General features: G+C 44.9%; 44 protein-coding genes. 41 read left to right on the plus strand and 3 right to left on the minus strand.

Annotated features, from left to right (window positions below):
• The first annotated feature begins 160 nt into the window (after window positions 1-160).
• The 34 genes from rpsJ (at window position 161) to rpsI (ending at window position 17,472) form a co-directional block, all read left to right on the plus strand.
• A complete protein-coding gene (gene rpsJ / locus ACDJ59_RS29455) occupies window positions 161-469 on the plus strand; it encodes a 30S ribosomal protein S10 (RefSeq protein WP_017692074.1) in 309 nt (102 codons plus the stop codon).
• A gap of 46 nt (window positions 470-515) precedes the next feature.
• Window positions 516-1,139, plus strand: a complete 624-nt coding sequence (rplC, locus tag ACDJ59_RS29460) for a 50S ribosomal protein L3 (RefSeq protein WP_017692075.1) — start codon at window positions 516-518, stop codon at window positions 1,137-1,139.
• Between the two features lie 25 nt (window positions 1,140-1,164).
• A complete protein-coding gene (gene rplD / locus ACDJ59_RS29465; protein ID WP_017692076.1) occupies window positions 1,165-1,788 on the plus strand; it encodes a 50S ribosomal protein L4 in 624 nt (207 codons plus the stop codon).
• Complete coding sequence (rplW, locus tag ACDJ59_RS29470; protein WP_017692077.1) at window positions 1,788-2,078, plus strand: 50S ribosomal protein L23; 291 nt, start codon at window positions 1,788-1,790, stop codon at window positions 2,076-2,078. The genes rplD and rplW overlap by 1 nt, the downstream gene beginning before the upstream one ends.
• A gap of 30 nt (window positions 2,079-2,108) precedes the next feature.
• Complete coding sequence (gene rplB / locus ACDJ59_RS29475; RefSeq protein WP_017692078.1) at window positions 2,109-2,939, plus strand: 50S ribosomal protein L2; 831 nt, start codon at window positions 2,109-2,111, stop codon at window positions 2,937-2,939.
• Between the two features lie 71 nt (window positions 2,940-3,010).
• The gene (gene rpsS, locus ACDJ59_RS29480) at window positions 3,011-3,289 is read left to right on the plus strand and encodes a 30S ribosomal protein S19 (protein WP_017692079.1); all 279 of its coding nucleotides are present in this window, start codon (window positions 3,011-3,013) and stop codon (window positions 3,287-3,289) included.
• Between the two features lie 35 nt (window positions 3,290-3,324).
• Window positions 3,325-3,657: a 50S ribosomal protein L22 gene (rplV, locus tag ACDJ59_RS29485; protein WP_017692080.1), complete on the plus strand. Its 333-nt coding sequence runs from the start codon at window positions 3,325-3,327 to the stop codon at window positions 3,655-3,657.
• Between the two features lie 15 nt (window positions 3,658-3,672).
• The gene (gene rpsC / locus ACDJ59_RS29490) at window positions 3,673-4,338 is read left to right on the plus strand and encodes a 30S ribosomal protein S3 (RefSeq protein WP_036607182.1); all 666 of its coding nucleotides are present in this window, start codon (window positions 3,673-3,675) and stop codon (window positions 4,336-4,338) included.
• 2 nt (window positions 4,339-4,340) lie between these two features.
• Complete coding sequence (gene rplP, locus ACDJ59_RS29495) at window positions 4,341-4,775, plus strand: 50S ribosomal protein L16 (RefSeq protein WP_017692082.1); 435 nt, start codon at window positions 4,341-4,343, stop codon at window positions 4,773-4,775.
• Window positions 4,765-4,962, plus strand: a complete 198-nt coding sequence (rpmC, locus tag ACDJ59_RS29500; protein WP_017692083.1) for a 50S ribosomal protein L29 — start codon at window positions 4,765-4,767, stop codon at window positions 4,960-4,962. Before rplP ends, rpmC begins: the two co-directional genes overlap by 11 nt.
• A 48-nt stretch (window positions 4,963-5,010) precedes the next feature.
• Window positions 5,011-5,277: a 30S ribosomal protein S17 gene (gene rpsQ / locus ACDJ59_RS29505; RefSeq protein WP_017692084.1), complete on the plus strand. Its 267-nt coding sequence runs from the start codon at window positions 5,011-5,013 to the stop codon at window positions 5,275-5,277.
• Between the two features lie 35 nt (window positions 5,278-5,312).
• Window positions 5,313-5,681, plus strand: a complete 369-nt coding sequence (gene rplN / locus ACDJ59_RS29510) for a 50S ribosomal protein L14 (protein WP_017692085.1) — start codon at window positions 5,313-5,315, stop codon at window positions 5,679-5,681.
• A 39-nt stretch (window positions 5,682-5,720) separates the two neighbouring features.
• On the plus strand, window positions 5,721-6,074 hold the full coding sequence (rplX, locus tag ACDJ59_RS29515; protein WP_017692086.1) for a 50S ribosomal protein L24: 354 nt from the start codon (window positions 5,721-5,723) through the stop codon (window positions 6,072-6,074).
• 32 nt (window positions 6,075-6,106) lie between these two features.
• The gene (gene rplE / locus ACDJ59_RS29520; protein ID WP_017692087.1) at window positions 6,107-6,649 is read left to right on the plus strand and encodes a 50S ribosomal protein L5; all 543 of its coding nucleotides are present in this window, start codon (window positions 6,107-6,109) and stop codon (window positions 6,647-6,649) included.
• 73 nt (window positions 6,650-6,722) lie between these two features.
• Window positions 6,723-6,908, plus strand: a complete 186-nt coding sequence (locus ACDJ59_RS29525; RefSeq protein ID WP_013312154.1) for a type Z 30S ribosomal protein S14 — start codon at window positions 6,723-6,725, stop codon at window positions 6,906-6,908.
• 32 nt (window positions 6,909-6,940) lie between these two features.
• Window positions 6,941-7,339: a 30S ribosomal protein S8 gene (gene rpsH, locus ACDJ59_RS29530; protein ID WP_017692088.1), complete on the plus strand. Its 399-nt coding sequence runs from the start codon at window positions 6,941-6,943 to the stop codon at window positions 7,337-7,339.
• Between the two features lie 30 nt (window positions 7,340-7,369).
• The gene (rplF, locus tag ACDJ59_RS29535) at window positions 7,370-7,912 is read left to right on the plus strand and encodes a 50S ribosomal protein L6 (protein ID WP_017692089.1); all 543 of its coding nucleotides are present in this window, start codon (window positions 7,370-7,372) and stop codon (window positions 7,910-7,912) included.
• A gap of 117 nt (window positions 7,913-8,029) precedes the next feature.
• Window positions 8,030-8,398 carry a 50S ribosomal protein L18 gene (rplR, locus tag ACDJ59_RS29540; protein WP_017692090.1) on the plus strand — a complete coding sequence of 123 codons (369 nt, stop codon included), beginning with the start codon at window positions 8,030-8,032 and terminating at the stop codon, window positions 8,396-8,398.
• 27 nt (window positions 8,399-8,425) lie between these two features.
• Window positions 8,426-8,923: a 30S ribosomal protein S5 gene (rpsE, locus tag ACDJ59_RS29545; RefSeq protein ID WP_017692091.1), complete on the plus strand. Its 498-nt coding sequence runs from the start codon at window positions 8,426-8,428 to the stop codon at window positions 8,921-8,923.
• Between the two features lie 13 nt (window positions 8,924-8,936).
• Window positions 8,937-9,122 carry a 50S ribosomal protein L30 gene (gene rpmD, locus ACDJ59_RS29550; RefSeq protein WP_017692092.1) on the plus strand — a complete coding sequence of 62 codons (186 nt, stop codon included), beginning with the start codon at window positions 8,937-8,939 and terminating at the stop codon, window positions 9,120-9,122.
• A 43-nt stretch (window positions 9,123-9,165) separates the two neighbouring features.
• Window positions 9,166-9,606, plus strand: coding sequence for a 50S ribosomal protein L15 (gene rplO / locus ACDJ59_RS29555; RefSeq protein WP_017692093.1), 441 nt, complete (start codon window positions 9,166-9,168; stop codon window positions 9,604-9,606).
• The gene (gene secY / locus ACDJ59_RS29560; protein ID WP_074096564.1) at window positions 9,606-10,904 is read left to right on the plus strand and encodes a preprotein translocase subunit SecY; all 1,299 of its coding nucleotides are present in this window, start codon (window positions 9,606-9,608) and stop codon (window positions 10,902-10,904) included. The genes rplO and secY overlap by 1 nt, the downstream gene beginning before the upstream one ends.
• Window positions 10,905-10,994: 90 nt before the next feature.
• On the plus strand, window positions 10,995-11,639 hold the full coding sequence (locus ACDJ59_RS29565; RefSeq protein WP_036607188.1) for an adenylate kinase: 645 nt from the start codon (window positions 10,995-10,997) through the stop codon (window positions 11,637-11,639).
• A gap of 3 nt (window positions 11,640-11,642) precedes the next feature.
• Window positions 11,643-12,395 carry a type I methionyl aminopeptidase gene (map, locus tag ACDJ59_RS29570; protein ID WP_413407098.1) on the plus strand — a complete coding sequence of 251 codons (753 nt, stop codon included), beginning with the start codon at window positions 11,643-11,645 and terminating at the stop codon, window positions 12,393-12,395.
• Between the two features lie 10 nt (window positions 12,396-12,405).
• Entirely contained in the window at window positions 12,406-12,714 is a 309-nt protein-coding gene (locus tag ACDJ59_RS29575) for a KOW domain-containing RNA-binding protein (RefSeq protein WP_091039171.1), read from the plus strand.
• Window positions 12,715-12,717: 3 nt separating this feature from the next.
• Window positions 12,718-12,933 carry a translation initiation factor IF-1 gene (gene infA, locus ACDJ59_RS29580; protein WP_017692098.1) on the plus strand — a complete coding sequence of 72 codons (216 nt, stop codon included), beginning with the start codon at window positions 12,718-12,720 and terminating at the stop codon, window positions 12,931-12,933.
• Between the two features lie 152 nt (window positions 12,934-13,085).
• Complete coding sequence (gene rpmJ, locus ACDJ59_RS29585; RefSeq protein WP_003333770.1) at window positions 13,086-13,199, plus strand: 50S ribosomal protein L36; 114 nt, start codon at window positions 13,086-13,088, stop codon at window positions 13,197-13,199.
• A 20-nt stretch (window positions 13,200-13,219) separates the two neighbouring features.
• A complete protein-coding gene (rpsM, locus tag ACDJ59_RS29590; protein WP_017692099.1) occupies window positions 13,220-13,588 on the plus strand; it encodes a 30S ribosomal protein S13 in 369 nt (122 codons plus the stop codon).
• Window positions 13,589-13,607: 19 nt separating this feature from the next.
• Entirely contained in the window at window positions 13,608-14,003 is a 396-nt protein-coding gene (gene rpsK, locus ACDJ59_RS29595; RefSeq protein ID WP_017692100.1) for a 30S ribosomal protein S11, read from the plus strand.
• 136 nt (window positions 14,004-14,139) lie between these two features.
• On the plus strand, window positions 14,140-15,084 hold the full coding sequence (locus ACDJ59_RS29600; RefSeq protein WP_017692101.1) for a DNA-directed RNA polymerase subunit alpha: 945 nt from the start codon (window positions 14,140-14,142) through the stop codon (window positions 15,082-15,084).
• Between the two features lie 34 nt (window positions 15,085-15,118).
• The gene (gene rplQ, locus ACDJ59_RS29605) at window positions 15,119-15,484 is read left to right on the plus strand and encodes a 50S ribosomal protein L17 (protein WP_017692102.1); all 366 of its coding nucleotides are present in this window, start codon (window positions 15,119-15,121) and stop codon (window positions 15,482-15,484) included.
• A gap of 159 nt (window positions 15,485-15,643) precedes the next feature.
• Window positions 15,644-16,417, plus strand: coding sequence for a tRNA pseudouridine(38-40) synthase TruA (gene truA, locus ACDJ59_RS29610; RefSeq protein ID WP_413407099.1), 774 nt, complete (start codon window positions 15,644-15,646; stop codon window positions 16,415-16,417).
• 205 nt (window positions 16,418-16,622) lie between these two features.
• Window positions 16,623-17,060: a 50S ribosomal protein L13 gene (gene rplM, locus ACDJ59_RS29615; RefSeq protein WP_024633564.1), complete on the plus strand. Its 438-nt coding sequence runs from the start codon at window positions 16,623-16,625 to the stop codon at window positions 17,058-17,060.
• Window positions 17,061-17,079: 19 nt separating this feature from the next.
• A complete protein-coding gene (gene rpsI, locus ACDJ59_RS29620; RefSeq protein ID WP_017692105.1) occupies window positions 17,080-17,472 on the plus strand; it encodes a 30S ribosomal protein S9 in 393 nt (130 codons plus the stop codon).
• Window positions 17,473-17,878: 406 nt separating this feature from the next.
• On the opposite strand, the gene ACDJ59_RS29625 is transcribed toward rpsI, so the two are convergent.
• On the minus strand, window positions 17,879-18,070 hold the full coding sequence (locus tag ACDJ59_RS29625; protein WP_413407100.1) for a hypothetical protein: 192 nt from the start codon (window positions 18,068-18,070) through the stop codon (window positions 17,879-17,881).
• A gap of 203 nt (window positions 18,071-18,273) precedes the next feature.
• Between ACDJ59_RS29625 and ACDJ59_RS29630 the strand changes: the two genes are divergently transcribed.
• The 4 genes from ACDJ59_RS29630 (at window position 18,274) to ACDJ59_RS29645 (ending at window position 22,163) form a co-directional block, all read left to right on the plus strand.
• Window positions 18,274-18,966 (plus strand): phosphoadenylyl-sulfate reductase, encoded by a 693-nt coding sequence (locus ACDJ59_RS29630; RefSeq protein ID WP_413407101.1) that lies wholly within the window; start codon window positions 18,274-18,276, stop codon window positions 18,964-18,966.
• A 23-nt stretch (window positions 18,967-18,989) separates the two neighbouring features.
• Window positions 18,990-20,159, plus strand: a complete 1,170-nt coding sequence (gene sat, locus ACDJ59_RS29635; RefSeq protein ID WP_413407102.1) for a sulfate adenylyltransferase — start codon at window positions 18,990-18,992, stop codon at window positions 20,157-20,159.
• Between the two features lie 68 nt (window positions 20,160-20,227).
• On the plus strand, window positions 20,228-20,983 hold the full coding sequence (cwlD, locus tag ACDJ59_RS29640; RefSeq protein WP_036607212.1) for an N-acetylmuramoyl-L-alanine amidase CwlD: 756 nt from the start codon (window positions 20,228-20,230) through the stop codon (window positions 20,981-20,983).
• Window positions 20,984-21,062: 79 nt separating this feature from the next.
• Window positions 21,063-22,163, plus strand: a complete 1,101-nt coding sequence (locus ACDJ59_RS29645; protein ID WP_413407103.1) for a P-loop NTPase — start codon at window positions 21,063-21,065, stop codon at window positions 22,161-22,163.
• 85 nt (window positions 22,164-22,248) lie between these two features.
• Here the strand turns inward: ACDJ59_RS29645 and gerD are convergent, their stop codons facing one another.
• Window positions 22,249-22,998, minus strand: a complete 750-nt coding sequence (gene gerD / locus ACDJ59_RS29650; protein ID WP_413407104.1) for a spore germination lipoprotein GerD — start codon at window positions 22,996-22,998, stop codon at window positions 22,249-22,251.
• Window positions 22,999-23,123: 125 nt separating this feature from the next.
• On the opposite strand from gerD, the gene ACDJ59_RS29655 reads away from it, so the two are divergent.
• Window positions 23,124-23,756 carry a KinB-signaling pathway activation protein gene (locus ACDJ59_RS29655; protein WP_413407105.1) on the plus strand — a complete coding sequence of 211 codons (633 nt, stop codon included), beginning with the start codon at window positions 23,124-23,126 and terminating at the stop codon, window positions 23,754-23,756.
• A 98-nt stretch (window positions 23,757-23,854) separates the two neighbouring features.
• Here the strand turns inward: ACDJ59_RS29655 and pdaB are convergent, their stop codons facing one another.
• On the minus strand, window positions 23,855-24,631 hold the full coding sequence (gene pdaB / locus ACDJ59_RS29660) for a polysaccharide deacetylase family sporulation protein PdaB (protein ID WP_036607219.1): 777 nt from the start codon (window positions 24,629-24,631) through the stop codon (window positions 23,855-23,857).
• 122 nt (window positions 24,632-24,753) lie between these two features.
• Between pdaB and ACDJ59_RS29665 the strand changes: the two genes are divergently transcribed.
• On the plus strand, window positions 24,754-25,371 hold the full coding sequence (locus tag ACDJ59_RS29665; protein WP_413407106.1) for a stage II sporulation protein M: 618 nt from the start codon (window positions 24,754-24,756) through the stop codon (window positions 25,369-25,371).
• A gap of 153 nt (window positions 25,372-25,524) precedes the next feature.
• Window positions 25,525-25,755: a hypothetical protein gene (locus ACDJ59_RS29670; RefSeq protein ID WP_017692114.1), complete on the plus strand. Its 231-nt coding sequence runs from the start codon at window positions 25,525-25,527 to the stop codon at window positions 25,753-25,755.
• Window positions 25,756-25,806: the final 51 nt, after the last annotated feature.

A 25,806-nucleotide genomic window follows, 5' to 3' on the forward strand; every position in this document is an offset into this window, starting at 1 on the left:
TACGCCTATCTTTTCTATATAATAATGAATGTTGTTCTGTGACGTTGCGATGATGTGAGAGGTTACTGGCACACCCGGCCCCTTTGCCATGGGAGAGTGGCTAGAAAATTTTCACGGAGTATGTCCGATAAAAAATTGGGCGATAGAAGGAGGGACTAAAATGGCAAAGCAAAAAATTCGTATTCGTTTGAAAGCTTACGACCACAGAATTCTTGATCAATCCGCGGAGAAAATTGTTGAAACAGCAAAACGTTCGGGTGCTGGTGTATCCGGTCCGATTCCGCTTCCTACTGAAAAACAAATCATTACTATTCTTCGTGCGGTGCACAAGTACAAGGATTCTCGGGAACAATTCGAACAACGTACACATAAACGTTTGATCGACATCGTTAACCCGACTCCACAAACTGTGGATGCCTTGATGCGCTTGGATCTGCCGTCCGGTGTAGATATCGAAATTAAATTGTAATACAAGCTACAACAAAGACCATGTATAAAGGAAAAGAGGTGTCAACATGAAAGCAATCTTAGGAAAAAAACTCGGAATGACTCAAGTATTTACTCCTGAAGGTAACGTCGTTCCAGTAACGGTTATCGAAGCAGGCCCTTGTGTTGTTTTGCAAAAGAAAGACATTGAGAACGATGGCTACGAAGCAATTCAAATCGGTTACTCCGATAAGAAAGAAAAAAATGCTAACAAGCCAGAAGCAGGTCACGCTAAAAAAGCGAACACTGCCCCTAAGCGCTACGTTCGTGAAGTTCGCGGTATCAACATCGCAGAATATGAAGTTGGCCAAGAACTGAAAGCTGACATTTTCGCTGAAGGCGAATTCGTTGACGTAACGGGTATTTCTAAAGGTAAAGGTTTTGCCGGCGTTATCAAACGTTGGGGACAAAGCACTGGACCTATGTCACACGGTTCGCGTTACCACCGTGGCCCTGGTTCAATGGGTTCGATCCAAGCTAACCGCGTTCCTAAAGGCAAACGCCTGCCAGGACACATGGGACATGATACTATTACAATCCAACGTCTTGAAGTAGTTAAAGTAGACGCTGAGCGTAACGTGTTGCTCGTGAAAGGTTCCATTCCTGGACCGAAAAACAGTCTCATTAGAGTTAAAGAAACGGTGAAAAAATAACCACTGAAGAAAGGAGGAACACAAAATGCCAAAAGTATCAGTTTACAATGTAGATGGTAGCCAAGTAGGCGAAGTTGAATTGAACGATGCGGTTTTCGGAATTGAGCCGAACCAACACGTTCTGTACGATGCAGTTCTTATGCAACGCGCTTCCCTTCGTCAAGGTACCCACAAAGTAAAAGGACGTTCTGAAGTTCGTGGCGGTGGACGTAAGCCTTGGAAACAAAAAGGTACAGGTCGCGCTCGTCAAGGTTCAATTCGTTCACCACAATGGAAAGGCGGCGGTATCGTATTTGGTCCAACACCACGGAGCTATGCGTATAAACTGCCTAAGAAAGTTCGCCGCTTGGCGATCAAATCAGCCCTTTCATCCAAAGTGCTTGACAATGACATTATCGTTTTGGACGCTCTCACGTTGAGTACGCCTAAAACTAAAGAATTCGCAGCCATCTTGAGTAACCTCAAAGTGGGACGTAAAGCTTTGATCGTAGCTCCTAGCTATGATGATAATGTAGCTCTTTCCGCACGGAATATTCCAGGCGTGAAATTCGTAGCTGCTGACGGTATTAATGTTCTTGACGTGCTCTCGCACGACAAATTGATCATTACGAAAGAAGCAGTTCAGAAGGTAGAGGAGGTGCTCGCGTAATGAAGGATCCTCGTGATATTGTAAAACGTCCGATTATTACGGAACGTACTGCTGACATGATGAACGACTTGAAATATGTATTTGAAGTCGATATCCGTGCAAACAAAACCGAGATCAAAAAGGCAGTAGAAGCTATTTTCAATGTAAAAGTGAAAAACGTGAACACGCTTCGTGTTCCAGCTAAGCCGAAACGGTACGGACGTTATTCCGGATATACTAGCGAATGGAAAAAAGCGTTTGTAACGTTGACAAAAGACAGCAAAACGCTTGAGTTCTTTGAAACTGTATAATTGAATTTTTGAAGTAAGGAGGGAAACCCAGTGCCAATCAAAAAGTATAAACCAACATCCCCGGCAAGACGGAACATGTCCGTTTCTACATTTGAGGAAATCACCACAAATCAGCCGGAGAAATCGTTGTTGGCCCCGTTGAGCAAACAAGCAGGCCGCAACAACCAAGGTAAAATTACAGTTCGTCACCATGGTGGTGGACACAAACGTAAATACCGTATCATTGACTTCAAACGTACTAAAGATGGAATACCGGGCCGCGTTGCTACGATTGAGTATGACCCGAACCGTACATCCAACATCGCTCTGATTCACTATGCTGATGGTGAAAAGCGTTATATCATCGCTCCTAAAGGTTTGAAAGTTGGAGATCAAGTATTCTCCGGACCTGAATCAGACATCAAAATCGGTAACGCACTGCCACTCGAAAACATTCCAGTAGGTACCGTTATCCACAACATCGAGTTGAAACCAGGTAAAGGCGGACAATTGGTTCGTGCTGCTGGTACAGAAGCTCAATTGCTTGGTAAAGAAGAAAAATACGTTTCCGTTCGTCTCTCTTCTGGAGAAGTTCGTCGTATTTTGAAAGTTTGCCGCGCGACAATCGGATCTGTAGGTAACCAAGACCACGAGCTCATCAAAATCGGTAAAGCCGGTCGTAGCCGTTGGTTGGGTAAACGTCCTGAGGTTCGTGGTGTAGTAATGAACCCTAACGATCACCCACACGGTGGTGGTGAAGGTCGTGCTCCAATCGGACGTAAATCGCCAATGTCACCATGGGGTAAACCTACACTTGGTTACAAAACGCGTAAGAAAAATAAAGCTTCTGATAAATACATCATTCGCCGCCGCACGAAGTAATACACACTGTGCATAACTTCGTGAGGCATCTGCGGATGCATAATAGCTATGTTTGAAGGGAGGATCTCCACATGGGTCGCAGTTTGAAAAAAGGGCCATTCATTGATGGCTACATGCTTAAAAAGGTAGAAGAGATGGAAGCTTCAGGTAAGAAGAATGTGATCAAAACCTGGTCCCGTCGTTCTACAATTTTCCCGCAATTCATCGGACACACATTTGGCGTTTACGATGGTCGTAAACACGTGCCAGTGTATGTAACTGAGGACATGGTCGGACACAAACTGGGTGAGTTCGCTCCAACCCGTACGTACAAAGGCCATACTGCTGATGATAAGAAAACAAGAAGATAAATGAATATCTTTAATGTTTGAAAGGAGGTTACACAATGGAAGCAAAAGCACATGCTAAGTTTATCCGGATTGCTCCTCGTAAAGCTCAACTCGTTGTTGACTTGATTCGTGGCAAGCAAGTAGGTGAGGCGGTTGCCATTCTCCGTCACACTCCGAAATCTGCTTCTCCAATCGTTGAGAAGTTGCTTAACTCCGCTATTGCGAATGCGGAACATAACTATTCTTTGGATGTTAACAACTTGGTTATCTCGCAAGCTTACGTGAACCAAGGACCGACAATGAAACGTTTCCGCCCTCGTGCAATGGGACGTGCAAGTCGTATTAACAAACGTACTAGCCACATTACTTTGGTGGTATCTGAGAAGTAGAAGGAGGGGAAATGTGTGGGCCAAAAGGTAAATCCAGTCGGACTCCGTGTCGGAATTATCCGTGACTGGGAATCTAAGTGGTATGCAGGCAAAGACTTCGGTGATCTTTTGATGGAAGACGTGAGAATTCGTGAATTCCTGAAAAATAAATTGAAAGACTCCGCTTTATCTCGTGTAGAAATTGAGAGAGCGGCTAACCGCGTAAACGTAACGATTCACACTGCTAAACCAGGTATGGTTATTGGTAAGGGTGGTTCGGAAGTTGAAAATCTTCGTAACCAAATTACGAAAATTGCTGGCGGTAAAAAAGTACACATCAACATTTCTGAAATTAAGAACCAAGACTTGGACGCTGTTCTTGTAGCTGAAAGCATTGCACAACAATTGGAACGTCGTGTTTCTTTCCGTCGTGCTCTGAAACAAGCAATTCAAAGAACTATGCGCTCCGGTGCTAAAGGTATCAAAACTCAAGTAGGCGGACGTCTTGGCGGTGCTGAGATCGCACGTTCTGAAGGCTACAGCGAAGGAACTGTTCCACTGCACACACTGCGTGCTGACATTGACTATGGTACAGCAGAGGCTCATACTACTTACGGACTTATCGGCGTAAAAGTATGGATCTATCGTGGAGAGGTTCTTCCTACGGCTAAGAAACAAGCTGCTAAGGAAGGAGGCAACTAATCATGTTGGTACCAAAACGCGTAAAACACCGTAAGCAACAACGTGGACATATGAAAGGCCAAGCTAAAGGCGGAACGACTCTGAACTTTGGCGAATACGGTCTGCAAGCTACGGAACCGGCTTGGATTACGAACCGTCAAATCGAAGCGGCTCGTATTGCGATGACTCGTTACATCAAACGTGGTGGTAAAGTTTGGATCAAAATTTTCCCAGACAAACCAATCACTCAAAAGCCTCTCGAGGTTCGGATGGGTAGCGGTAAAGGTAACGTAGAAAAATGGGTTGCAGTAGTGAAACCAGGTAAGATCATGTTTGAACTTGCTGGTGTACCGGAGGAAATTGCACGCGAAGCAATGCGTCTTGCCGCTCACAAACTGCCAATCAAAACGAAGTTCGTGAAACGTGAAGAATTGGGTGGTGAAGCAAATGAAAGCTAGTGAATTTCGCAACCTTACCTCTGCTGAAATCGAGCAAAAGATTGCCGGATTTAAAGAAGAACTCTTTAACCTCCGCTTTCAATTAGCTACCGGTCAGCTGGATAACCCGACTCGCATCCGTGATGTGCGGAAAGAAATAGCTCGTGCTAAAACCATTATCCGTGAGAGAGAATTGGGAATCGGTTAATTAGGGATAGGATGGACAATCCGTCCGTAATCAGGAAGGAGGCCAACAATGAGCGAAGAACGTAACGCACGTAAAGTGCAAACTGGTAAAGTGGTCAGCGATAAAATGGACAAAACGATTGTTGTTGCTGTAGAAACTTACAAAAAACACAACTTGTACCATAAACGCATTAAGGTTACTAAAAAATTCAAAGCGCATGACGAAGAAAACACTGCGAAAATCGGTGACACGGTGAAAATCATGGAGACTCGTCCGCTTTCGAAAGATAAACGCTGGAGACTTACTGAAATCGTAGAAAAAGCGGTTATCATCTAATGCATCAGCAGCATTGCTGAAAGGAGGAATACTAAATGATTCAACCATTTACACGTTTGACTGTGGCTGACAACTCCGGTGCGAAGGAACTGATGTGTATCCGCGTACTCGGCGGTACGGGACGTCGTACAGCTCAAATCGGTGATCTGATCGTTTGTTCTGTTAAACAAGCAACACCAGGCGGCGTTGTCAAAAAAGGTGATGTAGTTAGAGCGGTTGTCGTTCGTACGAAACGTTCTGTACGTCGTAAAGACGGTTCCTACATCGGTTTTGATGAAAATGCAGCGGTTGTTGTAAAAGACGACAGAAGCCCACGTGGAACACGTATTTTCGGACCAGTTGCTCGCGAACTTCGCGATAAAGACTTCATGAAAATCGTTTCCTTGGCTCCAGAAGTTATCTAAAGCTTAATCTCGTGATGTTAGAAACAGGAGGTGTACGAAATGCCAAGAGTGAAAAAAGTTCTGGAATCCCATAACAACAAACTTCACGTTAAAAAGGAAGATACGGTTATGGTGATCAGCGGTAAAGACAAAGGTAAAAAAGGCCGTGTCATCGCTGCTTATCCTCGTGAGAACCGCGTCCTTGTGGAAGGTGTTAACATGGTGAAAAAACACCAGAAGCCTAACCAGCAAAATCCGCAAGGCGGCATTATCGAGAAGGAAGCTCCGATTCACGTTTCCAACGTAATGCACATCGATCCGAAGAGCGGAAAAGTAACCCGTGTAGGTTACAAAGTTTTGGATAACGGTAAGAAAGTGCGCGTTGCTAAACGTTCCGGAGAAATTATCGACTAATTGAACCGAATGAGAAAGGAGGGCTATGATTCATGGCATCAAGAATGAAAGAACGTTACCTGCAAGAAATCGCTCCTGCTTTGATGCAGAAGTTTAACTATACAACGGTAATGCAAGTGCCGAAAATCGAGAAAATCGTTATCAACATGGGTGTGGGCGACGCTGTCCAAAACTCTAAAGTGTTGGATTCTGCAGTAAACGATTTGCAACTGATCGCGGGTCAAAAACCTGTAATCACTCGTGCTAAAAAATCTATCGCAGGTTTCAAACTGCGTGAGAATATGCCTATCGGTGCGAAAGTTACATTACGCGGTGAGCGTATGTACTTCTTCCTAGATAAGCTGCTCAACGTAACGCTTCCTCGTGTCCGCGACTTCCGCGGTGTATCGAGTAATGCTTTCGATGGACGTGGTAACTATACACTGGGTCTGAAAGAGCAATTGATCTTCCCGGAGATCGAATACGATAAAGTTGATAAAGTCCGCGGTATGGATATTGTCATTGTAACAACGGCGAAAACAGACGAAGAGTCCCGTGAATTGCTTACGCAAATGGGAATGCCTTTCGTTAAGTAATGTTGGCATAACGTTTCCGGGTGTCTGGAAAGACTCCCTTTTCTCCGAAATTATTTAGGAGGTGTCAGGCTAAGTGGCAAAAACTTCGATGAAAGTTAAACAACAACGTACACCTAAGTTTAAAGTACGTGCATATACACGCTGTGAGCGTTGCGGACGTCCACATTCGGTCCTGCAAAAGTTCAAAATTTGCAGAATTTGTTTCCGTGAATTAGCTTATAAAGGCCAGATCCCTGGCGTGAAAAAAGCAAGCTGGTAAAAAGTCCTGAACGGGAAGGAGGTTAACTCACAATGACTATGTCTGATCCAATTGCAGATATGCTTACTCGTATTCGTAACGCGAACACTGTTCGTCACGAAACGGTAGAAATGCCTGCTTCGACAATGAAAAAACAAATCGCCGATATCCTGAAGCGTGAAGGTTTCATCCGTGACGCTGAAGTTATCGATGATAACAAACAAGGGATTATCCGTGTTTTCCTGAAATACGGTCAAAATAACGAGCGCGTTATCACTGGTCTGAAAAGAATCAGTAAACCTGGTCTTCGTGTTTACACGAAAAGCAACGAAGTACCTCGTGTACTTGGTGGCCTGGGAATCGCGATCATCTCGACATCTAAAGGTATCATGACGGACAAAGAAGCTCGTCAATCGAAATCCGGCGGAGAAGTCGTTTGCTACGTTTGGTAATATAACGTCACAAGATAGGAGGTGCAACATATGTCTCGTATTGGTCGCAAACCAATCACAGTACCAAGTGGTGTAGACATCACCCTGGACAACACCGTTATTACGGTAAAAGGACCTAAAGGAACTTTGACTCGTGAGCTTCATAAAGACATGAAGGTTACAGTTGAAAATAACGAAATCACAGTTGTGCGTCCTTCCGATAACAAAACTCACCGTTCTTTGCACGGCACAACGCGTAGCGTTGTAAACAATATGGTGAGCGGCGTTACTGAAGGATTCGCGAAATCTCTGGAATTGGTTGGGGTCGGATATCGTGCAAGCAAATCCGGAGATAAAATCGTTCTGAACGTTGGTTACTCTCACCCGGTTGAAATTACACCGGAAGCGGGAATCGAATTCGAAGTACCTTCGAATACAAAAATCATCGTTCGCGGAATTGACAAAGAGCGTGTAGGTGCTTACGCTGCTAAAATCCGTTCCGTACGTGAACCTGAGCCGTACAAAGGTAAAGGTATTAAATATGAAGGCGAGCGTATCATCCGTAAGGAAGGTAAAGCCGGTAAGAAGAAATAAGATTTCTCTTACCGCCTTTGCGCGGCTTTCGGCTTGCTTGCTTCGTGTGTTTCTAATATACCCCGTGGCTTCTGCTTTGAAGCCAGCGAGGTAACCTGAAAGGAGTGAATCTTTGAGATGATTACGAAACCAGATAAAAATAAGGCTCGTCTGAAAAGACACCTTCGTGTTCGTAAGAAAATCCAAGGAACGGCAGCACGTCCTCGTTTGAACGTATTCCGTTCTGGTAAACATATGTATGCTCAAATCATCGATGATGTTGCTGGTGTAACAATCGCTTCCGCGTCTACCGTAGACAAAGAATTGAGCACTGACATCAAAAATGGTGCATCTGTTGAATCAGCTCGTAAAGTTGGCGAACTCGTTGCTAAACGTGCGAAAGACAAAGGTGTTTCCAACATCGTATTTGACCGTAGCGGTTATCTGTACCATGGTCGTATCGCAGCATTGGCTGAAGCGGCTCGTGAAGCAGGACTTGAGTTTTAAGATATTTTTCAAAAGGAGGTTAACGACTTGCGTGTAGATCCGAATACTTTGGAACTGACTGAAAGAGTTGTAAATATTAATCGCGTAGCTAAAGTAGTAAAAGGCGGACGCCGTTTCAGCTTTAGCGCACTGGTTGTAGTCGGCGACGGCAACGGCTGGGTTGGAGCTGGTATCGGTAAAGCGGGCGAAGTACCTGATGCAATTCGCAAAGGTATTGAAGACGCTAAGAAAAACCTTGTACACGTTCCACTCGTAGGAACATCGATTCCTCACTTGGTAACAGGTAAGTTCGGCGCAGGACGCGTGCTGTTGAAACCAGCATCTGAAGGTACTGGTGTTATCGCTGGTGGTCCTGTACGTGCGGTTCTCGAACTTGCTGGTGTAGGTGACATTTTGACAAAATCTCTGGGTTCTTCGAATTCCATGAACATGGTCAATGCGACTTTGGAAGGTTTGTCCCGTTTGAAGCGTGCTGAAGACGTGGCTAAACTGCGCGGAAAATCCGTCGAAGAGCTTCTGGGTTAAGGAGGGAATTCTCATGGCTAAATTAGAAATTACCCTCGTCCGCAGCTTGATCGGACGTCCGGAGACGCAAAGAACAACTGTGAAAACATTGGGTTTGCGCAAAATCAATAGCAAAGTGGTACAAAACGATAATCCTGCCATCCGTGGTATGATTAACAAAGTAAGCCACTTGGTTGCTGTTAAAGAAGTAGAAGCTTAATAACGGGTTAATCCCACAAATCTTTAAGGAGGTGCAACGAACGATGAAGTTACATGAGCTTTCACCATCTCCTGGATCCCGCAAAGAACGTAAACGTCTTGGTCGCGGTCCAAGTAGTGGTACAGGTAAAACATCAGGTCGCGGTCACAAAGGACAAAATTCTCGTTCTGGCGGTGGAGTTCGTCCAGGCTTCGAAGGTGGACAAAATCCATTGTATCGTCGCTTGCCAAAACGTGGTTTTGTAAACCCAACTCGCAAAGAATATGCAGTTGTGAATACTGAAGACCTGAACAGTTTTGCTGCGGGTACTGAAGTAACTCCAGAATTCTTGATGACGAACGGCGTAGTTAAAAACGCTAAATCCGGAATCAAAATCCTGGGTAACGGTGATGTCACTGTGAAGCTGACTGTTAAAGCTAACAAGTTTTCTCAATCTGCTATTGAGAAAATTGAAGCTGCCGGCGGTACAACCGAGGTGATTTAATGTTCAAGACCCTAAAGAATATCTGGCGGGTTGAAGATCTGCGCAAAAGGGTATTATTTACCCTTTTTGTACTGATCATTTACCGCATCGGCTCCTTTGTTCCCGTACCGGGAGTTAACAAAGACGTGTTCGAAGCGACAAATTCTGCGGGTAAAGAAGTTTTTGGACTTCTCAATACGTTCTCGGGTGGAGCGCTCTTCCAGTTCTCGATATTTGCGCTCGGGATCGTGCCTTACATCACTGCGTCTATCATAGTACAGTTGCTTTCCATGGACGTTATTCCTAAATTAGCGGAGTGGGCAAAGCAAGGTGAACAAGGTAAGAAGAAATCTGCACAGTTAACCCGTTATTTAACCATCGGGCTGGCATTGATTCAAGCGTTTGGTACGTCGATCGGATTCAACCGCTTGTACAATACAGAGATGGTGCCTAACGCTACATTTGCAGATTATATCTTGATCGCGATTGTACTTACGGCCGGTACTTCATTCCTGATGTGGCTTGGTGAGCAGATCACCGAGAAGGGCATAGGAAACGGGATTTCGATCTTGATCTTTGCGGGTATCCTATCTACGGTGCCTAACATTATCAAACAAACGATCGAATCTGACTTCATTCAACCTGACCAACTGTTTATGAATATTCTTAAAGGTGTTATCATCGCAATTGTTATTGTGTTGATCATCATAGGGGTCATTTACATTCAGCAGGCGATTCGGAAGATTCCAGTACAGTACGCTAAACGTGTCGTAGGTAACAAAATGTACGGTGGACAGAATACACATATCCCGCTGAAAATTAATGCAGCAGGTGTTATCCCTGTCATCTTTGCTTCATCGCTGTTGATGTTCCCAACGATCATCGCCAACTTCTGGGCAGATCGCCTCTGGGCACAGTGGATCGGACAGAATCTGACTACACACAAACCTCTGGGTATGTTGCTGTATGTCGTGATGATCTTCGGTTTCACATTCTTCTATACTTTTGTACAGATGAATCCACAGCAGATGGCTGATAATATGAAAAAGAACGGCGGTTACATCCCAGGCATTCGCCCGGGTAAAGCAACCGAGAAATATCTGACCCGTGTCATGACTCGTTTGACAATGGCCGGTGCCATGTTCTTGGCAGTCATTTCCGTTCTGCCTGTAATCTTAGGGGCACTGTCTGGTTTGCCTCAATCTGCGCAAATTGGAGGAACATCCCTCCTGATCGTTATCGGTGTTGCGCTGGATACGATGAAGCAAATCGAAAGCCAATTGATCAAACGCCACTACAAAGGTTTTATCAATAAATAGGCAATAGGTACCGGTCGAGTGAAGATTTACTTGCCGGCACCTATTGTGCTGTTTGTTGATGTAGGGTAGTCTTGGAGGGAGTGACATAACGTGAACATCCTATTCATGGGCCCTCCGGGGGCAGGAAAAGGAACGCAAGCAGACGTCATCGTGAAAGAGTTCGGTATTCCCCATATTTCAACAGGCGATGCATTTCGTCTCGCGATCAAACAGGGAACTCCCATTGGCATGAAAGCCAAGGAATATATGGATCAAGGATTGCTTGTACCAGATGATGTAACCATTGGCATCGTTGAAGAACGTTTGCAGCAGCCTGACTGCAGAGAAGGTTTCCTCTTGGACGGATTTCCAAGAACCCTTTCGCAAGCAGAAGCGCTCGATGGCATTCTGGATCGATTGAACTCAGGTCTCGATCATGTAATCAACCTGAAAGTGGATCGCAACAAATTGCTCGCTCGTTTGACGGGTCGTCGAATTTGTAAAAACTGTGGTTCCACTTATCATGTGGTATTCAATCCGCCTAAGCAGGAAGGTATTTGTGATAAATGCGCTGGTGAGTTGTATCAACGCTCTGATGATAATGAAGAGAGTGTAGGTACACGACTGGACGAGTATATCAACAAAACAGCACCACTCCTCACGTTCTATGAGACTAAAGGTCTTCTTCGTCAAATGAACGGAGAACAGGATATCGATCAAGTTTCTCAAGAAATCGTGTCCTTACTGAGAGGTTAATTGATGATCATTGGTAAGTCCGAAACGGAACTGGGCTTGATGAGGGAAGCAGGGAGAATTGTTGCGGAAACGCATCGTCTCTTGGCAGAGCATATCGCTCCCGGTATTACGACTGGAGAACTTGACCATATGGCTGATCAATATATCCGCAGTCAAGGAGCTGTGCCGTCTTTCAAAGGTTATAACGGTTTCCCTGCCAGTGTGTGCGCTTCAGTCAATGAAGAGTTGGTACATGGATTTCCCGGCAAACGCAAGTTGAACGAGGGCGATATCGTTACGTTTGACATTGGCGCGCAGTACCAGGGGTATCATGGAGATTCCGCCTGGACTTATCCGGTCGGCCGTATTTCCGAAGAAGCCCGTCGTCTTCTGGACGTTACCGAGGCTTCGTTATACGCAGGTCTGGCGCTGGTAAAACCGGACGTTCGCTTGTTTACAATATCTCATGCGATTCAGAAATATATTGAAGATGAAGGGTTCTCCGTAGTTCGTGAATATGTCGGTCACGGCATAGGCACAGATCTGCACGAAGAACCACAGATTCCGAACTATGGTCTTCCTGATCGGGGACCACGGCTTAAAGCGGGCATGGTGCTGGCCATAGAGCCGATGGTTAACGTAGGTAGACGGTATGTGAAAACGTTGGAAGATAACTGGACTGTCGTCACGGTTGATGGTAAGTTATGTGCCCACTTTGAACACACCGTAGCAGTTACACCAGATGGTATGGAAATTTTCACAAAACTGAATGCGTAGGTGATGAGGCATGAACAGTCAGTCTAATCCGCAGCTCGGTCAACTTGTGAAGATCCGTAAAGGCCGCAATGCGGACCAAGCCGCAGTAATTGTTGCTATAGCGGACAGTAAGTTCGTATATATTGCGGATGGAGACAAACGTAAGTTTGATCAACCAAAGAAGAAGAATCTTCTTCATCTTGAACTCCAGCCCATGATTAGCAGCGAGGTTGTGAACAGTTTAAACGAGAGTGGTCGGGTGACAAATGGAAAGCTCCGTTACGCGGTTCATTCATTTCTGGAATCCACCAACATTCAAGCTGAAGAGAAAGGAGACTGACTAATGGCTAAGGAAGATGTCATTGAAGTGGAAGGTACGGTTCTCGAACCGCTACCGAATGCAACATTCAAGGTTGAGCTTGAGAACGGTCATCAAATTCTCGCTCACGTTTCCGGAAAACTGCGGATGCACTTTATCCGTATCCTGACTGGAGACAAAGTAGTTGTTCAGTTGTCGCCTTATGATTTAACAAAAGGTCGCATAACTTACCGTAAATAGTAGTAGACAGTTGCAATGAACTGTGAAGCTTATGTAGCGGGTTTTGCCCGGCAAAACTTGCGAAAGCTTCGAAGCCGGTTTTACAATAGTAGAACAAGGTCAATGCTTACGAAGAGGGTTTTGCTTAGCAAAACTTTGAGGAGGTAATTCACATGAAGGTAAGACCTTCGGTCAAGCCGATTTGCGAAAAGTGCAAAGTCATTCGCCGCAAAGGGAATGTTATGGTTATCTGTGAAAATCCGAAACACAAACAAAAACAAGGTTAAAGAAGGGGGTGTAGCGTAAAATGGCACGTATATCTGGTGTGGATTTGCCACGTGATAAGCGCGTTGAGATCGCCTTGACTTATATTTTCGGAATCGGTAAAACGACTTCCCAGAAAATTCTGAGCACAACAGGCATCAATCCGGACACTCGTGTTCGTGATTTGACGGAAGATGAAGTCGGCAAATTGCGTGAAAGTATCGATAAAGAGGTCAAAGTAGAAGGTGACCTGCGTCGAGAAATCTCTTTGAATATTAAACGTTTGACGGAGATCGGTTGTTACCGTGGAGTTCGTCATCGTCGTGGTCTGCCTGTTCGTGGACAACGTACGAAAACGAATGCTCGTACTCGTAAAGGTCCTCGTCGTACAGTAGCGAACAAGAAGAAATAATAAGGGGGGATAAGAGAAAATGGCTAAACCGAAAAAAGTCGTACGTACTAAACGTCGTGACCGTAAGAATATTGAATCTGGCGTGGCGCATATCCGTTCCACTTTCAATAACACTATCGTTACTATTACGGATCCTCACGGAAATGCAATTTCGTGGGCAAGCTCCGGCGGCCTCGGATTCAGAGGTTCCCGTAAATCGACTCCGTTTGCTGCACAAATGGCTGCTGAGACTGCTGCCAAAGCTGCAATGGAACATGGGATGAAAGCCGTTGAGGTTATGGTTAAAGGACCAGGCGCAGGCCGTGAAGCAGCGATCCGCTCTTTGCAAGCTGCTGGTCTTGAAGTTAACCTGATCAAAGACGTAACTCCAGTCCCGCATAACGGATGCCGTCCTCCAAAACGTCGTCGTGTCTAATGAGATTTGCCCCTGCGTGTGGTATATTTCCGGCACAATCTGCTAATAATGGTTGTTTAGGCATACTACTACATGTTTTCGCAAGAGAAGGTAAATGTTTCATAGAGGACCGACGTTTTGAAGGAGGGGTATTGCAGTGATTGAAATCGAAAAGCCGAAAATTGAGACGGTAGACGTCAACGATGATGGCACCTATGGGAAATTCGTAGTAGAACCGCTTGAGCGCGGATACGGTACGACGCTTGGAAACTCGCTTCGCCGAATCTTGCTCTCGTCACTGCCGGGTGCGGCAGTGTCTTCGGTTCAAATCGATGGCGTTCTGCATGAATTTGCTACAGTTCCTGGCGTAATGGAAGATGTTACGGAGGTTATTCTTAACCTGAAAGCTTTGTCGCTTAAGATTCATTCAGACGAGGAGAAAGTGCTCGAGATTGATGCTGAAGGCGAAGGAGCAATTACGGCTGGAGATATCCGTGCTGACTCCGATGTGGAGATCCTTAACCCGGATTTGCACATTGCTACGCTCGGACCAGGTTCGAGACTTCACATGCGTATTTTTGCCAATCGCGGTCGCGGCTACGTCCAGGCAGATCGGAATAAACGCGATGACCAGCCGATCGGCGTCATCCCAGTCGATTCCATCTTCACCCCGATCAGTCGCGTTAACTACGCTGTGGAAAATACGCGTGTCGGTCAAGTGACCAACTATGACAAGCTCACGTTGGAAGTTTGGACTGATGGAAGTATTCGTCCTGAAGAGGCTGTAAGCCTCGGCGCTAAAATCTTGACTGAGCATTTGATGCTCTTCGTGGGTCTTACAGACGAAGCGAAAGATGCAGAGATCATGGTCGAAAAAGAAGAAGACAAAAAAGAAAAAGTACTCGAAATGACGATCGAAGAGCTGGATCTCTCTGTTCGTTCCTACAACTGCCTCAAACGTGCCGGTATTAATACCGTGCAAGAGCTGACTACGAAAACGGAAGAAGACATGATGAAAGTCCGTAACCTCGGACGCAAGTCTTTGGAAGAAGTTCAAGAGAAGCTTGAGGAACTTGGTTTGGGACTACGTACAGAAGAATAGACAGCCGAGTGCTTGAAGTGAAGGAGGGAAAACAATGGCATACCAAAAGTTGGGCCGTAATTCCAGCGCACGTAAAGCTTTGTTCCGTGACCTGGTAACCGACCTGTTCTTATACGAACGCATTCAGACAACTGAAGCGAAAGCAAAAGAGGTTCGCTCTATTGCTGAAAAACTGATCACTAAAGCGAAAAAGGGAGATCTTCATGCCCGTCGCCAAGTGGCAGCTTATGTTCGCCGCGAAACTATCGATGGTGAGCAAGATGCAATCCAAAAACTGTTTAGCGAATTGTCCGGTCGTTACGCTGAGCGTCCAGGTGGATACACTCGTATCCTGAAACTGGGACCTCGTCGTGGTGACGCAGCGCCAATGGTTTACTTGGAACTGGTAGACCGCGCGTAAAACAGATGAGATGAGGAAAGGGGACAGAATCAAAGATTCTGGATTAACCCTTTTTTTCTCTTCATTTCGGAATTCGTGCTGTAATAGAAGCTCCGTAAGGGGCTTCTTTTGCTGTTCGGGATAGGGATATGTATAGTATGGAACAAAGGTGTGGTAATAATGCGGAACTTATGTATGACGTTAACTTATGATGGCACTGCCTATTTCGGCTTCCAAGTACAGCCGGGTGGGAATACCATTCAGGATCATCTTGAAGATGCGATTCGTGCTTTAACCGGTGAGAAGGTTAAAATTACAGGTTCAGGCCGAACAGATGCAGGTGTTCACGCCCGCAGACAAATCTTCAATTTTCCTACGGAGTCCCAGATCCCGATTGAACGTTGGTGTATTGCACTCAACTCCAGATTACCCTCCGATATTGTCGTTATTGATGCGATTGAAGTTTCGGCTGATTTTCATTCTCGCTATGCAGCGAAAAAGAAAACGTATCGTTATACAGTCAATGCGAATCAATTCCCGGATGTATTCAACAGAAGACTGCAATATCATCATCATGCGAAGCTTGATATTTTGGCAATGCAGGAGGGCTTACGACATTTCATAGGGACGTATGATTTTACCTCTTTTGCTTCACGCAAGTCTCAGAAAGAGAATCATGTCCGTTCGGTGTACGAAGCATGGATGGAAGTGGACCGATCAATGTGCAGAGACCATCCGCGCGATCAGGGTGTCATTCACATTTATGTGAGTGGTAACGGCTTTTTGCAGCATATGGTTCGTATTATTGTAGGGACACTGCTGGAGATCGGAGAGGGCAAACGGAAAGCCTCTGATGTACCAAATATGATTGCTGCATGTAATCGATCTGCTGCAGGACCTACTGCAGTTAGCTGCGGTTTAATGCTCTGGGATCTTGAATACAAAAAAGATTGAATTTGGTGAGTGAAAAGCTTAATTAACACTTGCGATTTAATCGCCTATCATGTAATATAAAAGTTGTGTTTTCTTAATGGCTTTCCCACAGCCCCAATTAAGAGGTTCACATCAAATTTACAATCCATCAACACCTAAAGTTATAACTTAACGAACGAAGATAAATGAAAATGATGATTTTGAACATTTTAAGGAGGAACTTTTCATGCGTACTACGTACATGGCGAAGCCTAACGAAGTTGAGCGCCAATGGCACATCATTGATGCTGAAGGCAAAACCCTCGGACGTTTGGCGAGCGAAGCAGCAGCTTTGATTCGCGGCAAACACAAGCCACAATTCACTCCACATGTGGACACTGGCGATTTCGTTGTTATCATCAATGCTGAGAAAATCGTATTGACTGGTAAGAAAATGCAAGGTAAAAAATACTACCGTCACTCAATGCACCCAGGTGGTTTGAAAGTAACTACAGCTGAAGAGATGGTTAAAAACAAACCTGAGCGTATGTTGGAATTGGCTGTTCGCGGTATGCTTCCTAAAACTCGCATGGGCGAGAAAATGAAGTTGAGACTTAAAGCGTACAGAGGCACTGAGCATCCACATGCAGCACAAAAACCAGAAGTTTACGAACTTCGCGGTTAATTAAAAGGAGGACAGTTTCATGGCACAAGTACAATACTATGGGACAGGTCGTCGTAAACATTCGGTAGCACGTGTTCGCCTTGTACCGGGTGAAGGACGCATTGTCATCAATAAACGTGATATTAATGAATACTTCGGTTTGGAAACACTCAAACTGATCGTAAAACAACCACTGAACTTGACAGAAACGCTCAACAACTATGACGTTCTTGTTATTGCTCATGGTGGCGGAATCTCCGGTCAAGCCGGCGCAATCCGTCATGGTATCTCCCGCGCTCTGCTCAAAGCAGATCCGGAATACCGTGCATCCCTGAAAAAAGCAGGATTCCTGACTCGTGACCCACGTATGAAAGAGCGTAAAAAATACGGTCTTAAAGCGGCTCGTCGCGCACCTCAGTTCTCCAAACGTTAATATTAAAAGCCTTTGGCCTCGGTCAAAGGCTTTTTTATATATTCATGACTATTACGCCATATATTATATTAGTTTATGCGATAGCTCTCATATCTCTGATGTCTCTCCCCATGCTTGTGCATTTTTCCTTCATTGCCTTTTCAATGTGCTCTTAATGTCCCTCAATACAGTCCTATAATATGTACGTTAATACATCTACATCTTACTGAACCTCTCTAATCGTTTTAGATCATTGGATTTGCTCTTACGCTCTTACCCATCGCTCACCACACATTCTATAACAGCTCATATAAATCATCGTTTAGAACTCGCGCCGGATTTCTTGAATGCACTCAGCTTACTGTTTTGCGCTTAAATCTTTATTGCAAACCATATCAGTATTTCTTATGGAAACGATAAAAGTCTCTTACATATCAACAGCTAAAATTCGCAACGTTGCTCCCCTTAAAACTTTAGCTTTTCTTCCTTCATCTTCAAACGCCCAGTGATTTTTGGATGCTGTTCTTGACGACAAGAACTGTCCAAACCCAATAACAGCAAAGGTTTCCCAGGCTAAGAGATGTATTTTTACCTGTCTAATGACCTGGGCCAATATCATTGTTTTTATCTCATTAACAGAGAAATGAATAAATTGAACCAATATATTGTGTGAAAGCGACGATCAAACATGGGCAAAAACTGATTTATTTTACCATATGGCAGGCATTGACATCCCCAATGAAAGATTTATACTAAACATAATTCATATTAGATTAGTCGGCTTTAAGATGTATTGAAATGCAGAATGGGGGAAATTCACAGATGAACTTGTTGGAGAAAGAAGAATTGGCACGGACGAAGGCAGAGGAACTGGAACATGCCAGTCCAGAGGATATTATTCGGTATGCTATTGAAACATTCCCAAATATCACTTTTGCATGTAGCTTTGGTGCAGAAGATGTTGTACTTGTAGATATGGTGCAGAAAATCAGCCCATCCACAGATATTTTTTATCTGGATACAGATTTTCACTTTAAAGAAACATACGAAACACGTGATAAGATGCAGGAGAACTACAACCTTGAATTTGTACGCGTGTCACCTAAGATTACTCCGGAAGAGCAGGCAGCTCAACACGGTGAAGAGTTGTGGAAGTCTGATCCCAATGGGTGCTGTAACATTCGCAAAGTCGAACCGTTAACACGTATTCTTTCTCAATATGATGCATGGATTACAGGTATACGTAGAGATCAAGCACCAACTCGTGCAAACTCGAAGAAGGTTGAATATGATTCCAAATTTGGCCTGATGAAGTTTAATCCGATTGCGCACTGGACGACTGAGGATGTATGGCAATATATTCGTGACAATAACGTTGTGTATAATCCTCTTCATGATCAGAACTACCCAAGTATTGGTTGTGAGCATTGTACACGTCAGGTTATGCCTGGTGAGGACCCACGTGCCGGACGCTGGTCTGGTAATGATAAAACGGAATGTGGCCTTCATAAATAATAGATATACAAGGAGCTGACAAGATGACATCGATTCTGCCTCATGGAGGTACGTTGGTTCAGCGTATCGTACAAGGAGAAGAACGGGAGCAATTGTTGCAAGACAGTAAAAACTTATCCTCTTTGCTTATTAATACCTGGACAATATCAGATTTGGATCTGATTGGTGTAGGTGCGTTCTCACCACTAGAAGGTTTCTTGAATGAGGAAGATTACCTTTCGGTGATATCTCGCATGCGTCTTGCCGATGGAACAGTCTGGAGTATACCGATTACACTTGCTGTTGACGATAAACAAGCCGCATCCCTCCAGATTGGTGAACTTGTGAAACTTGTTGGTGATCAAGATGGGGTAACTTATGGATTGCTCGAAGTCCAAAGTATATACCAGGTAGATCAGGGCGAAGAAGCCCGGCGTGTATTCAAAACCGATGATCCCGAGCACCCGGGTGTTAAAAAACTGTTGGAGCGTCCTGCAACATACGTAGGAGGTCCAATCCAAGTGTTGAATCGTCCAAAACCTTCGAAATTCGAAGAATTCTATTATGATCCTGCAGATACCCGGAAGATTTTTCAGGAGAAGGGTTGGAAGACGGTAGTTGGTTTTCAGACACGTAATCCGGTCCATCGGGCTCATGAGTACATCCAGAAGAGCGCTATGGAGATTGTCGATGCACTCTTCCTGAATCCGCTTGTTGGAGAGACGAAGTCGGACGATGTTCCCGCAGATGTTCGGATGAAGAGTTATCTGGTATTACTGGAGAACTATTACCCGGCCGATCGTGCGTTCCTTGGTGTGTTCCCCGCAGCCATGCGGTATGCCGGACCACGTGAAGCTATTTTCCATGCGATGGTTCGCAAAAATTACGGGTGTACCCACTTTATTGTTGGTCGTGACCATGCGGGTGTGGGTGATTATTATGGAACATATGAAGCACAGGAGATCTTTACTAACTTTACAGCAGAGGAATTGGGGATCACTCCGTTGTTCTTCGAACATAGTTTCTTCTGTACCAAATGTGGAAATATGGCATCCAGCAAAACTTGTCCACATGATAAAGAACACCATATGGCGCTTTCCGGCACCAAAGTACGCGGACTGCTCCGTGACGGTCAGTGCCCTCCACCTGAATTTACACGTCCTGAGGTAGCTGAGGTGCTGATTGAAGGAATGGCGGAACAAGTCCGGTCCTAGCGGTATATTTGTCCATCTTGTCCCATATAGATGATTAGAGTCATTTATAGGGACGAGGTGGTTTTTTTATGCGTAAAAATATGGGGAAACACTTTGTAGTCTGGATTAGGTTAAAAACAATCAAAAGGGTCATGCTGAGTCTCTGTCTACTGGCCATGTTAGTGGCGGTAATGTCCTATGAGCTGCCTTCCGCAAAGACTTCAGGTTATTGGAGTTTGCCGATGGCGGGTAAAGTCATTGCCATTGATGCAGGACACGGAGGTCCCGATGGAGGAGCGGTAAGTAAACAGGGAGTTATTGAAAAAGATATCAACCTGTCTATCGCCCTGTATGTGAGAGATTATTTGCAACAGGCAGGGGCCTTAGTGGTTATGACAAGAGAAATAGACACGGATTTGGCGGAATCAGACACCAAGGGGTATTCTAAACGCAAGACGGAAGATCTGAAACAAAGAGTACGGCGGATAGAGGATAAGCAAGCAGATCTCTTTATTAGCATTCACATGAACAGTGTCCCATCCAACCGCTGGAGTGGAGCGCAGGTTTTCTATACAACTAACCATCCGGATAACGAAGGTTTGGCTAATCTGCTTCAACAAGAGATGGTTCGTAATCTGGAGAATACAGATCGAATCGCCAAAACAGTGAATACGGTTTATCTGTTACAGGCGCTGAAGATCCCTTCGGCGCTGGTAGAAGTGGGTTTCCTTTCTCATCCGGAAGAGGCACGTATGCTTGCCGACGAAGCTTATCAACGCAAGGTGGCTGCTTCGATCTATAATGGAATTCTCAGATATTCCTCAGGAGAACGGCCTAAAAGTTAGTCAGAACAAGAAAGGTAATGATATAATTGGATCAGCATACCTAATTACATGCCAATAGATAAAGCTGAGGTGCTGTCTGATGTTATCAAAAGAACAGATACTTGAACTATTACAGCCATTACAAGAACCACAATTGGGAGTAAGTCTGACCGAACTGGAATGGGTTCGAGATATTATGGTGAAAGAAAATCATGTGGCTCTGACCATAGTGACACTGGAAAATCGACCTGAGGATACAACAGCCTTGAGTGATGCAGCGCGTAATCTGTTGTCCCAGCGCGGACTGAAGGATGTGCATATTCGTGTGCGTGCAGCTTCTGAGCATGATCGTGAGAGCCTGAGTATGGGACAACCCGATGATGAGCCAGATCGGGACGAAGTGCTCGTAAAAGGTCACGCAGCGGGTCTGGATGGACATGAGCTGTTAAGTCCTGAATCAGGTGTTCGTTTTATTGCTGTGGCCAGTGGTAAAGGTGGCGTTGGTAAATCAACGGTAACCGTTAATCTGGCTGCAGCCTTGGCACGTCAAGGCAAGAAAGTGGGCTTAATTGATGCGGATATCTATGGTTTCAGTGTACCCGACATGATGGGGATTGAAGAATATCCGGTCGTTGAAGATGGCGTTATTCAACCAATTGAACGTTTCGGTGTCAAAGTTATGTCGATGGGTTTCTTTATCCGTGAGAACAATCCGGTAATCTGGCGTGGACCTATGCTCGGTCGGATGCTGCGTCAATTCTTTACTGATGTCCAGTGGGGCGAGTTGGATTATATGTTACTGGACTTGCCACCGGGTACGGGGGATGTCGCTTTGGATGTGCATCAGATGTTGCCCCAAAGCAAGGAGATTATCGTTACTACACCGCATGCAACAGCAGCTTTTGTTGCAGCACGTGCAGGTGCAATGGCCATCCAGACCGATCATGAGTTACTTGGTGTGGTTGAAAACATGGCTTATTACGAGTGTGGCAGTTGCGGAGAGAAGGATTATGTCTTTGGTCGTGGAGGCGGGGGGAGGCTTGCAGAAAGTCTGCATACCAGCTTGCTTGCCCAGATTCCTTTGGGTACTCCAGATAATCATCCTTCTGAGCCTGACTTCTCACCGTCTGTATACAAAGCAGACTCCCGTATCGGGGCCATCTACGATGAAGTGGCTCAGTCCATTGAATCCAAATTCTAACGGGATGTTCGTTATCAATAAAAATAAAGCCTGCGTCCATTCGGATGCAGGCTTTTAGTTTCTGGAATATACCAACATCTACAGTTTATGAACCTCCACCGCCGCCAGAATCTCCACTTCCACCATCTCCGCCATCACTACCCTCTTGTCCTTGCCCTTCTTGTCCACCTTGCTCTTTTCCTTGTTGTCCGCCACTTTCTACTTTTGGTTGCAATTCGTCCTGCACAACCTTCTTGAGCAAAGTGAGGACTTCCATGCGGAACAACGGGTTCTGCATCACTTCCTGCATAACAGTCATCGTCTGTTTACGATAATCTGGAGTCTTCGTCATATCCATGAACATCTTGGATACTTCAGGTGACTTCATGATGTCTCCAACAGATTTCTGATATGTGGGATCTTTAATCAATTGCATATGAAGTTGTTTACTTTGTGCGTTGATTACTTTGGCAAATTCACCCGCAAACTGCGGATCGGTCATGATCTTTTCGAATTCCTTCTTATATTCGGGAGCTGTGATGGTATCTTTTACTGCAATACGTATTTGTTCCGAAGATTGCACAGGCATTAACATTTTCATACCAATGGATCCTGAAGCACCACCCGAACCTCCACCTTCTTCAGAACCGCTGCTTCCGCTGGATGAGCTTTGACCTGTAAGAGCTTCCTCCACCGCTTTCTTGCCTTCGTCACTTTTTAAAATATCTACAACCATTGTTTTCATCTCTTTATAACTGCCCTGAGGAGGCGAAGAACTCTGATCTGAACCGCAGCCGGCAAGCATGACGGATAGCCCCAGTACGACACAGCATAGCTGCCACAAAGGCCGTTTCATGTGTACAATCCCTCCTTGATTAGATACTGGATGTAGTATGTGATGGGAAAGGGGGAAATATGTTGAGCAATGATGGTTTTTTGCTGAGAAGGTTGGTAAAATAAACACTCGGGGGTGGAAAACTTTTGAATTTACGTAGATGGTTTTTCCTGTTTTGGACAGCCTTGCTTATTGGGGCCGCGGGAGCATTGGGTACAGGATTGATTATGATGCTGGTGAACGGGGAGAAAACAAATGGATTGAATGATTTTCTTCTGTATCTTTTGATCTTATTTGGATCAGGGGTTATGATCAGCGTGTATTCACAAATGGGTTTCTTTGCATATCTGATATTAAATTATATGGGTAAAGGTGTATTTCCAAAGCGCGGTTGGCAGATCGTGCAAATTGTACTAACGGTGTTAGCCCTGCTTGACGTGATGTTTTTACGCCTGTTTGTTGGGGGAGACCGGGAGCGTATATCGGATATTGTGTTAGGTATCATTATTTTGGCAGCTGCAATTGTTACCGCTTACGTTAAAGTAAAGCTGACTCATATCTCAGCGCTTGTACCCACACTCTTTTTCATGATTGCCGTCACCATAGTGGAGACGATCGGCGTATTACGTATTGATGTGAATGCTGCAACCATATTTATTGTGGTTCCCTTGCTCCTATGTAATGCATACCAAATGCTGATATTGCACAGGCTGGTGGATGTATCTACGAACCAGAGTGTAAGTGGAAAGGCAGAACAGTTGAAAGAAAGCCGAGCATAGAATTCATTTTGCATAAAAAACATACCAAAAAGAGCTAACCTGGTTAGCTCTTTTTAACTTTTACGCACCTATTTGAGCTATAGCTCATAATTGAGTAATCATTGACCGCTGGCTTGGTCACGAACTTCTTTGCCCTCGACACTAGAATGGTTCAGCAGTTCCGAGACGGTAACGAATTCATAGCCCTGGTTTTTTAATTTGTCGATAATGACAGGGAGTGCTTCATGCGTTTGTTTGGAGGAATCGCTTGCATGCAGCAGTACGATGTCCCCTGGATGTGCCTTGCTTACTACGCGATCAACAATGGTCTGTACACCAGGGTTTTTCCAATCCAAGGAGTCGGTATCCCACTGCACAACCTGATAATTCAGACTATTGGCTACCTGAAGCACTCGCTTGTCAAAGTCCCCGTTGGGCAGACGTAGTAATTTCGGTTCTTTTCCCGTTAAATCGGTTAAAATGCTATGAGCTGTCGAAATTTCTTTGCGAATTTCTTCTTCGGTCAGGCTGCTGTAGTTCTCATGTCTGTGACCATGGCTGCCAATTTCATATCCTGCCTCTTTGATGGCAGTAACAATTTCGGGGTGTGTCTTGCTCCAGGGGGAGGAAAGGAAAAAGGTTGCCTTCTGCACTTTATTTTCCTGAAGAACTTTCAGAATCGGCTCTGTCCGTTTATCCCCCCAGCTAATGTCAAAGGTAAGTGCGATTACCTTCTTCTCGGTTGGAACGCTGTAGACGGCTGATGGTGCTTCCTCCGAGAATACGGAGACATTGCCTCTCTCCAGATAAATAATACCGATCGCAAAGATGGCAGCAACGAGGACAATCAAGTACCGTTTAATCTTTTTGCCGCTAAATACATAGAACGAGTTCATTTCAATAAGCGCCCCTCTCCCATAAGAAATGCTTGTTTACTCTCCAATGTATGCTCGTACTGCCCAGTTATTCGTCACTGATCCTTGTTTGTCCATCATTTTAGATTCTACAGGAGGTTATTATGTTAAAATTCAGTACATTTCTTAAAGATCTTGGTTCCATCCGCGGTGCATTAATCTGGTCCGTAGTTTTGTTTGCTGTTGGAATAGGAGCAGGGTGGGTGAGTACAGGACCACTGGAAGAACTGTTGTTGAACCAAATCGGAGGATTACGTGAAGTCAGTGAACGGCTGGAGCAGGGGGGCAATGTGCAATGGAACTTCTTCCTGTTTATCTTTTTCAATAATGCCATCAAAAGTGTACTTGTCATCTATGCCGGTATATTCTTCGGAATTCTGCCTGTCATCTTCCTGCTGATCAATGGGATGGTCCTTGGATTTGTGGTGCACACCACGATGAATTATGGAGCAAGCTTCTATGATATTGTGGTTAAAGGTTTACTTCCGCATGGCATTATTGAGATTCCGGTCATTATTATTGCTTGCGCCTTCGGACTGAAGTTTGGTGGTCTGGTTATCAAAAGCCTTGCACAACTTGGAAGTGACAAGCGAAATACGATGGGTACCCGGTGGAAAGCATTCATGAATAGGACGTTAACGGCATCCTTCTGGGTTGTCATCTTGCTTCTTGTTGCAGCAATCATTGAAAGTACACTTACGTATACTCTGGTGAGAGGATAAAATTTTGTGCTGGTTGGCATTCATAAATTTTCAGAAAGTTGACCATAACAATAAAACGGGTTCCAGCAGCACCCACAAAAGCGAATGCACGGGGTGTTGCGTGAAACTTGTGTAAGTGTGATAAAGAGGCTATGCACAAAAAGGAGAACTCTAATGCTGGGTATGTTGTTTAACGAGAAGGAATGCAAGGAACTAGACTATGTGCTGCGTAAAGAATTAGATGAGATGCTTTTCGATCTAAGTGATAATCGTCTTGACCAAGAGATCAAATATGCTATCGCGAGCCGATATAAGACTGTGTTCCGCATGTATGCACGCTTTGCCCCGCCAAAAGAGTTGTCCAAGTATGCAAGAGGTGGGAAGCTGAAAAAGTCGAAGCCGTAATGCTGAAGCTGGTCATATATTCGATTTACAGTAGTGGAAGTGAGGTGCGGC

It is taken from the genome of Paenibacillus amylolyticus (assembly GCF_047302515.1).
In the GTDB taxonomy this organism is placed as follows: Bacteria; Bacillota; Bacilli; order Paenibacillales; family Paenibacillaceae; genus Paenibacillus; species Paenibacillus amylolyticus_G.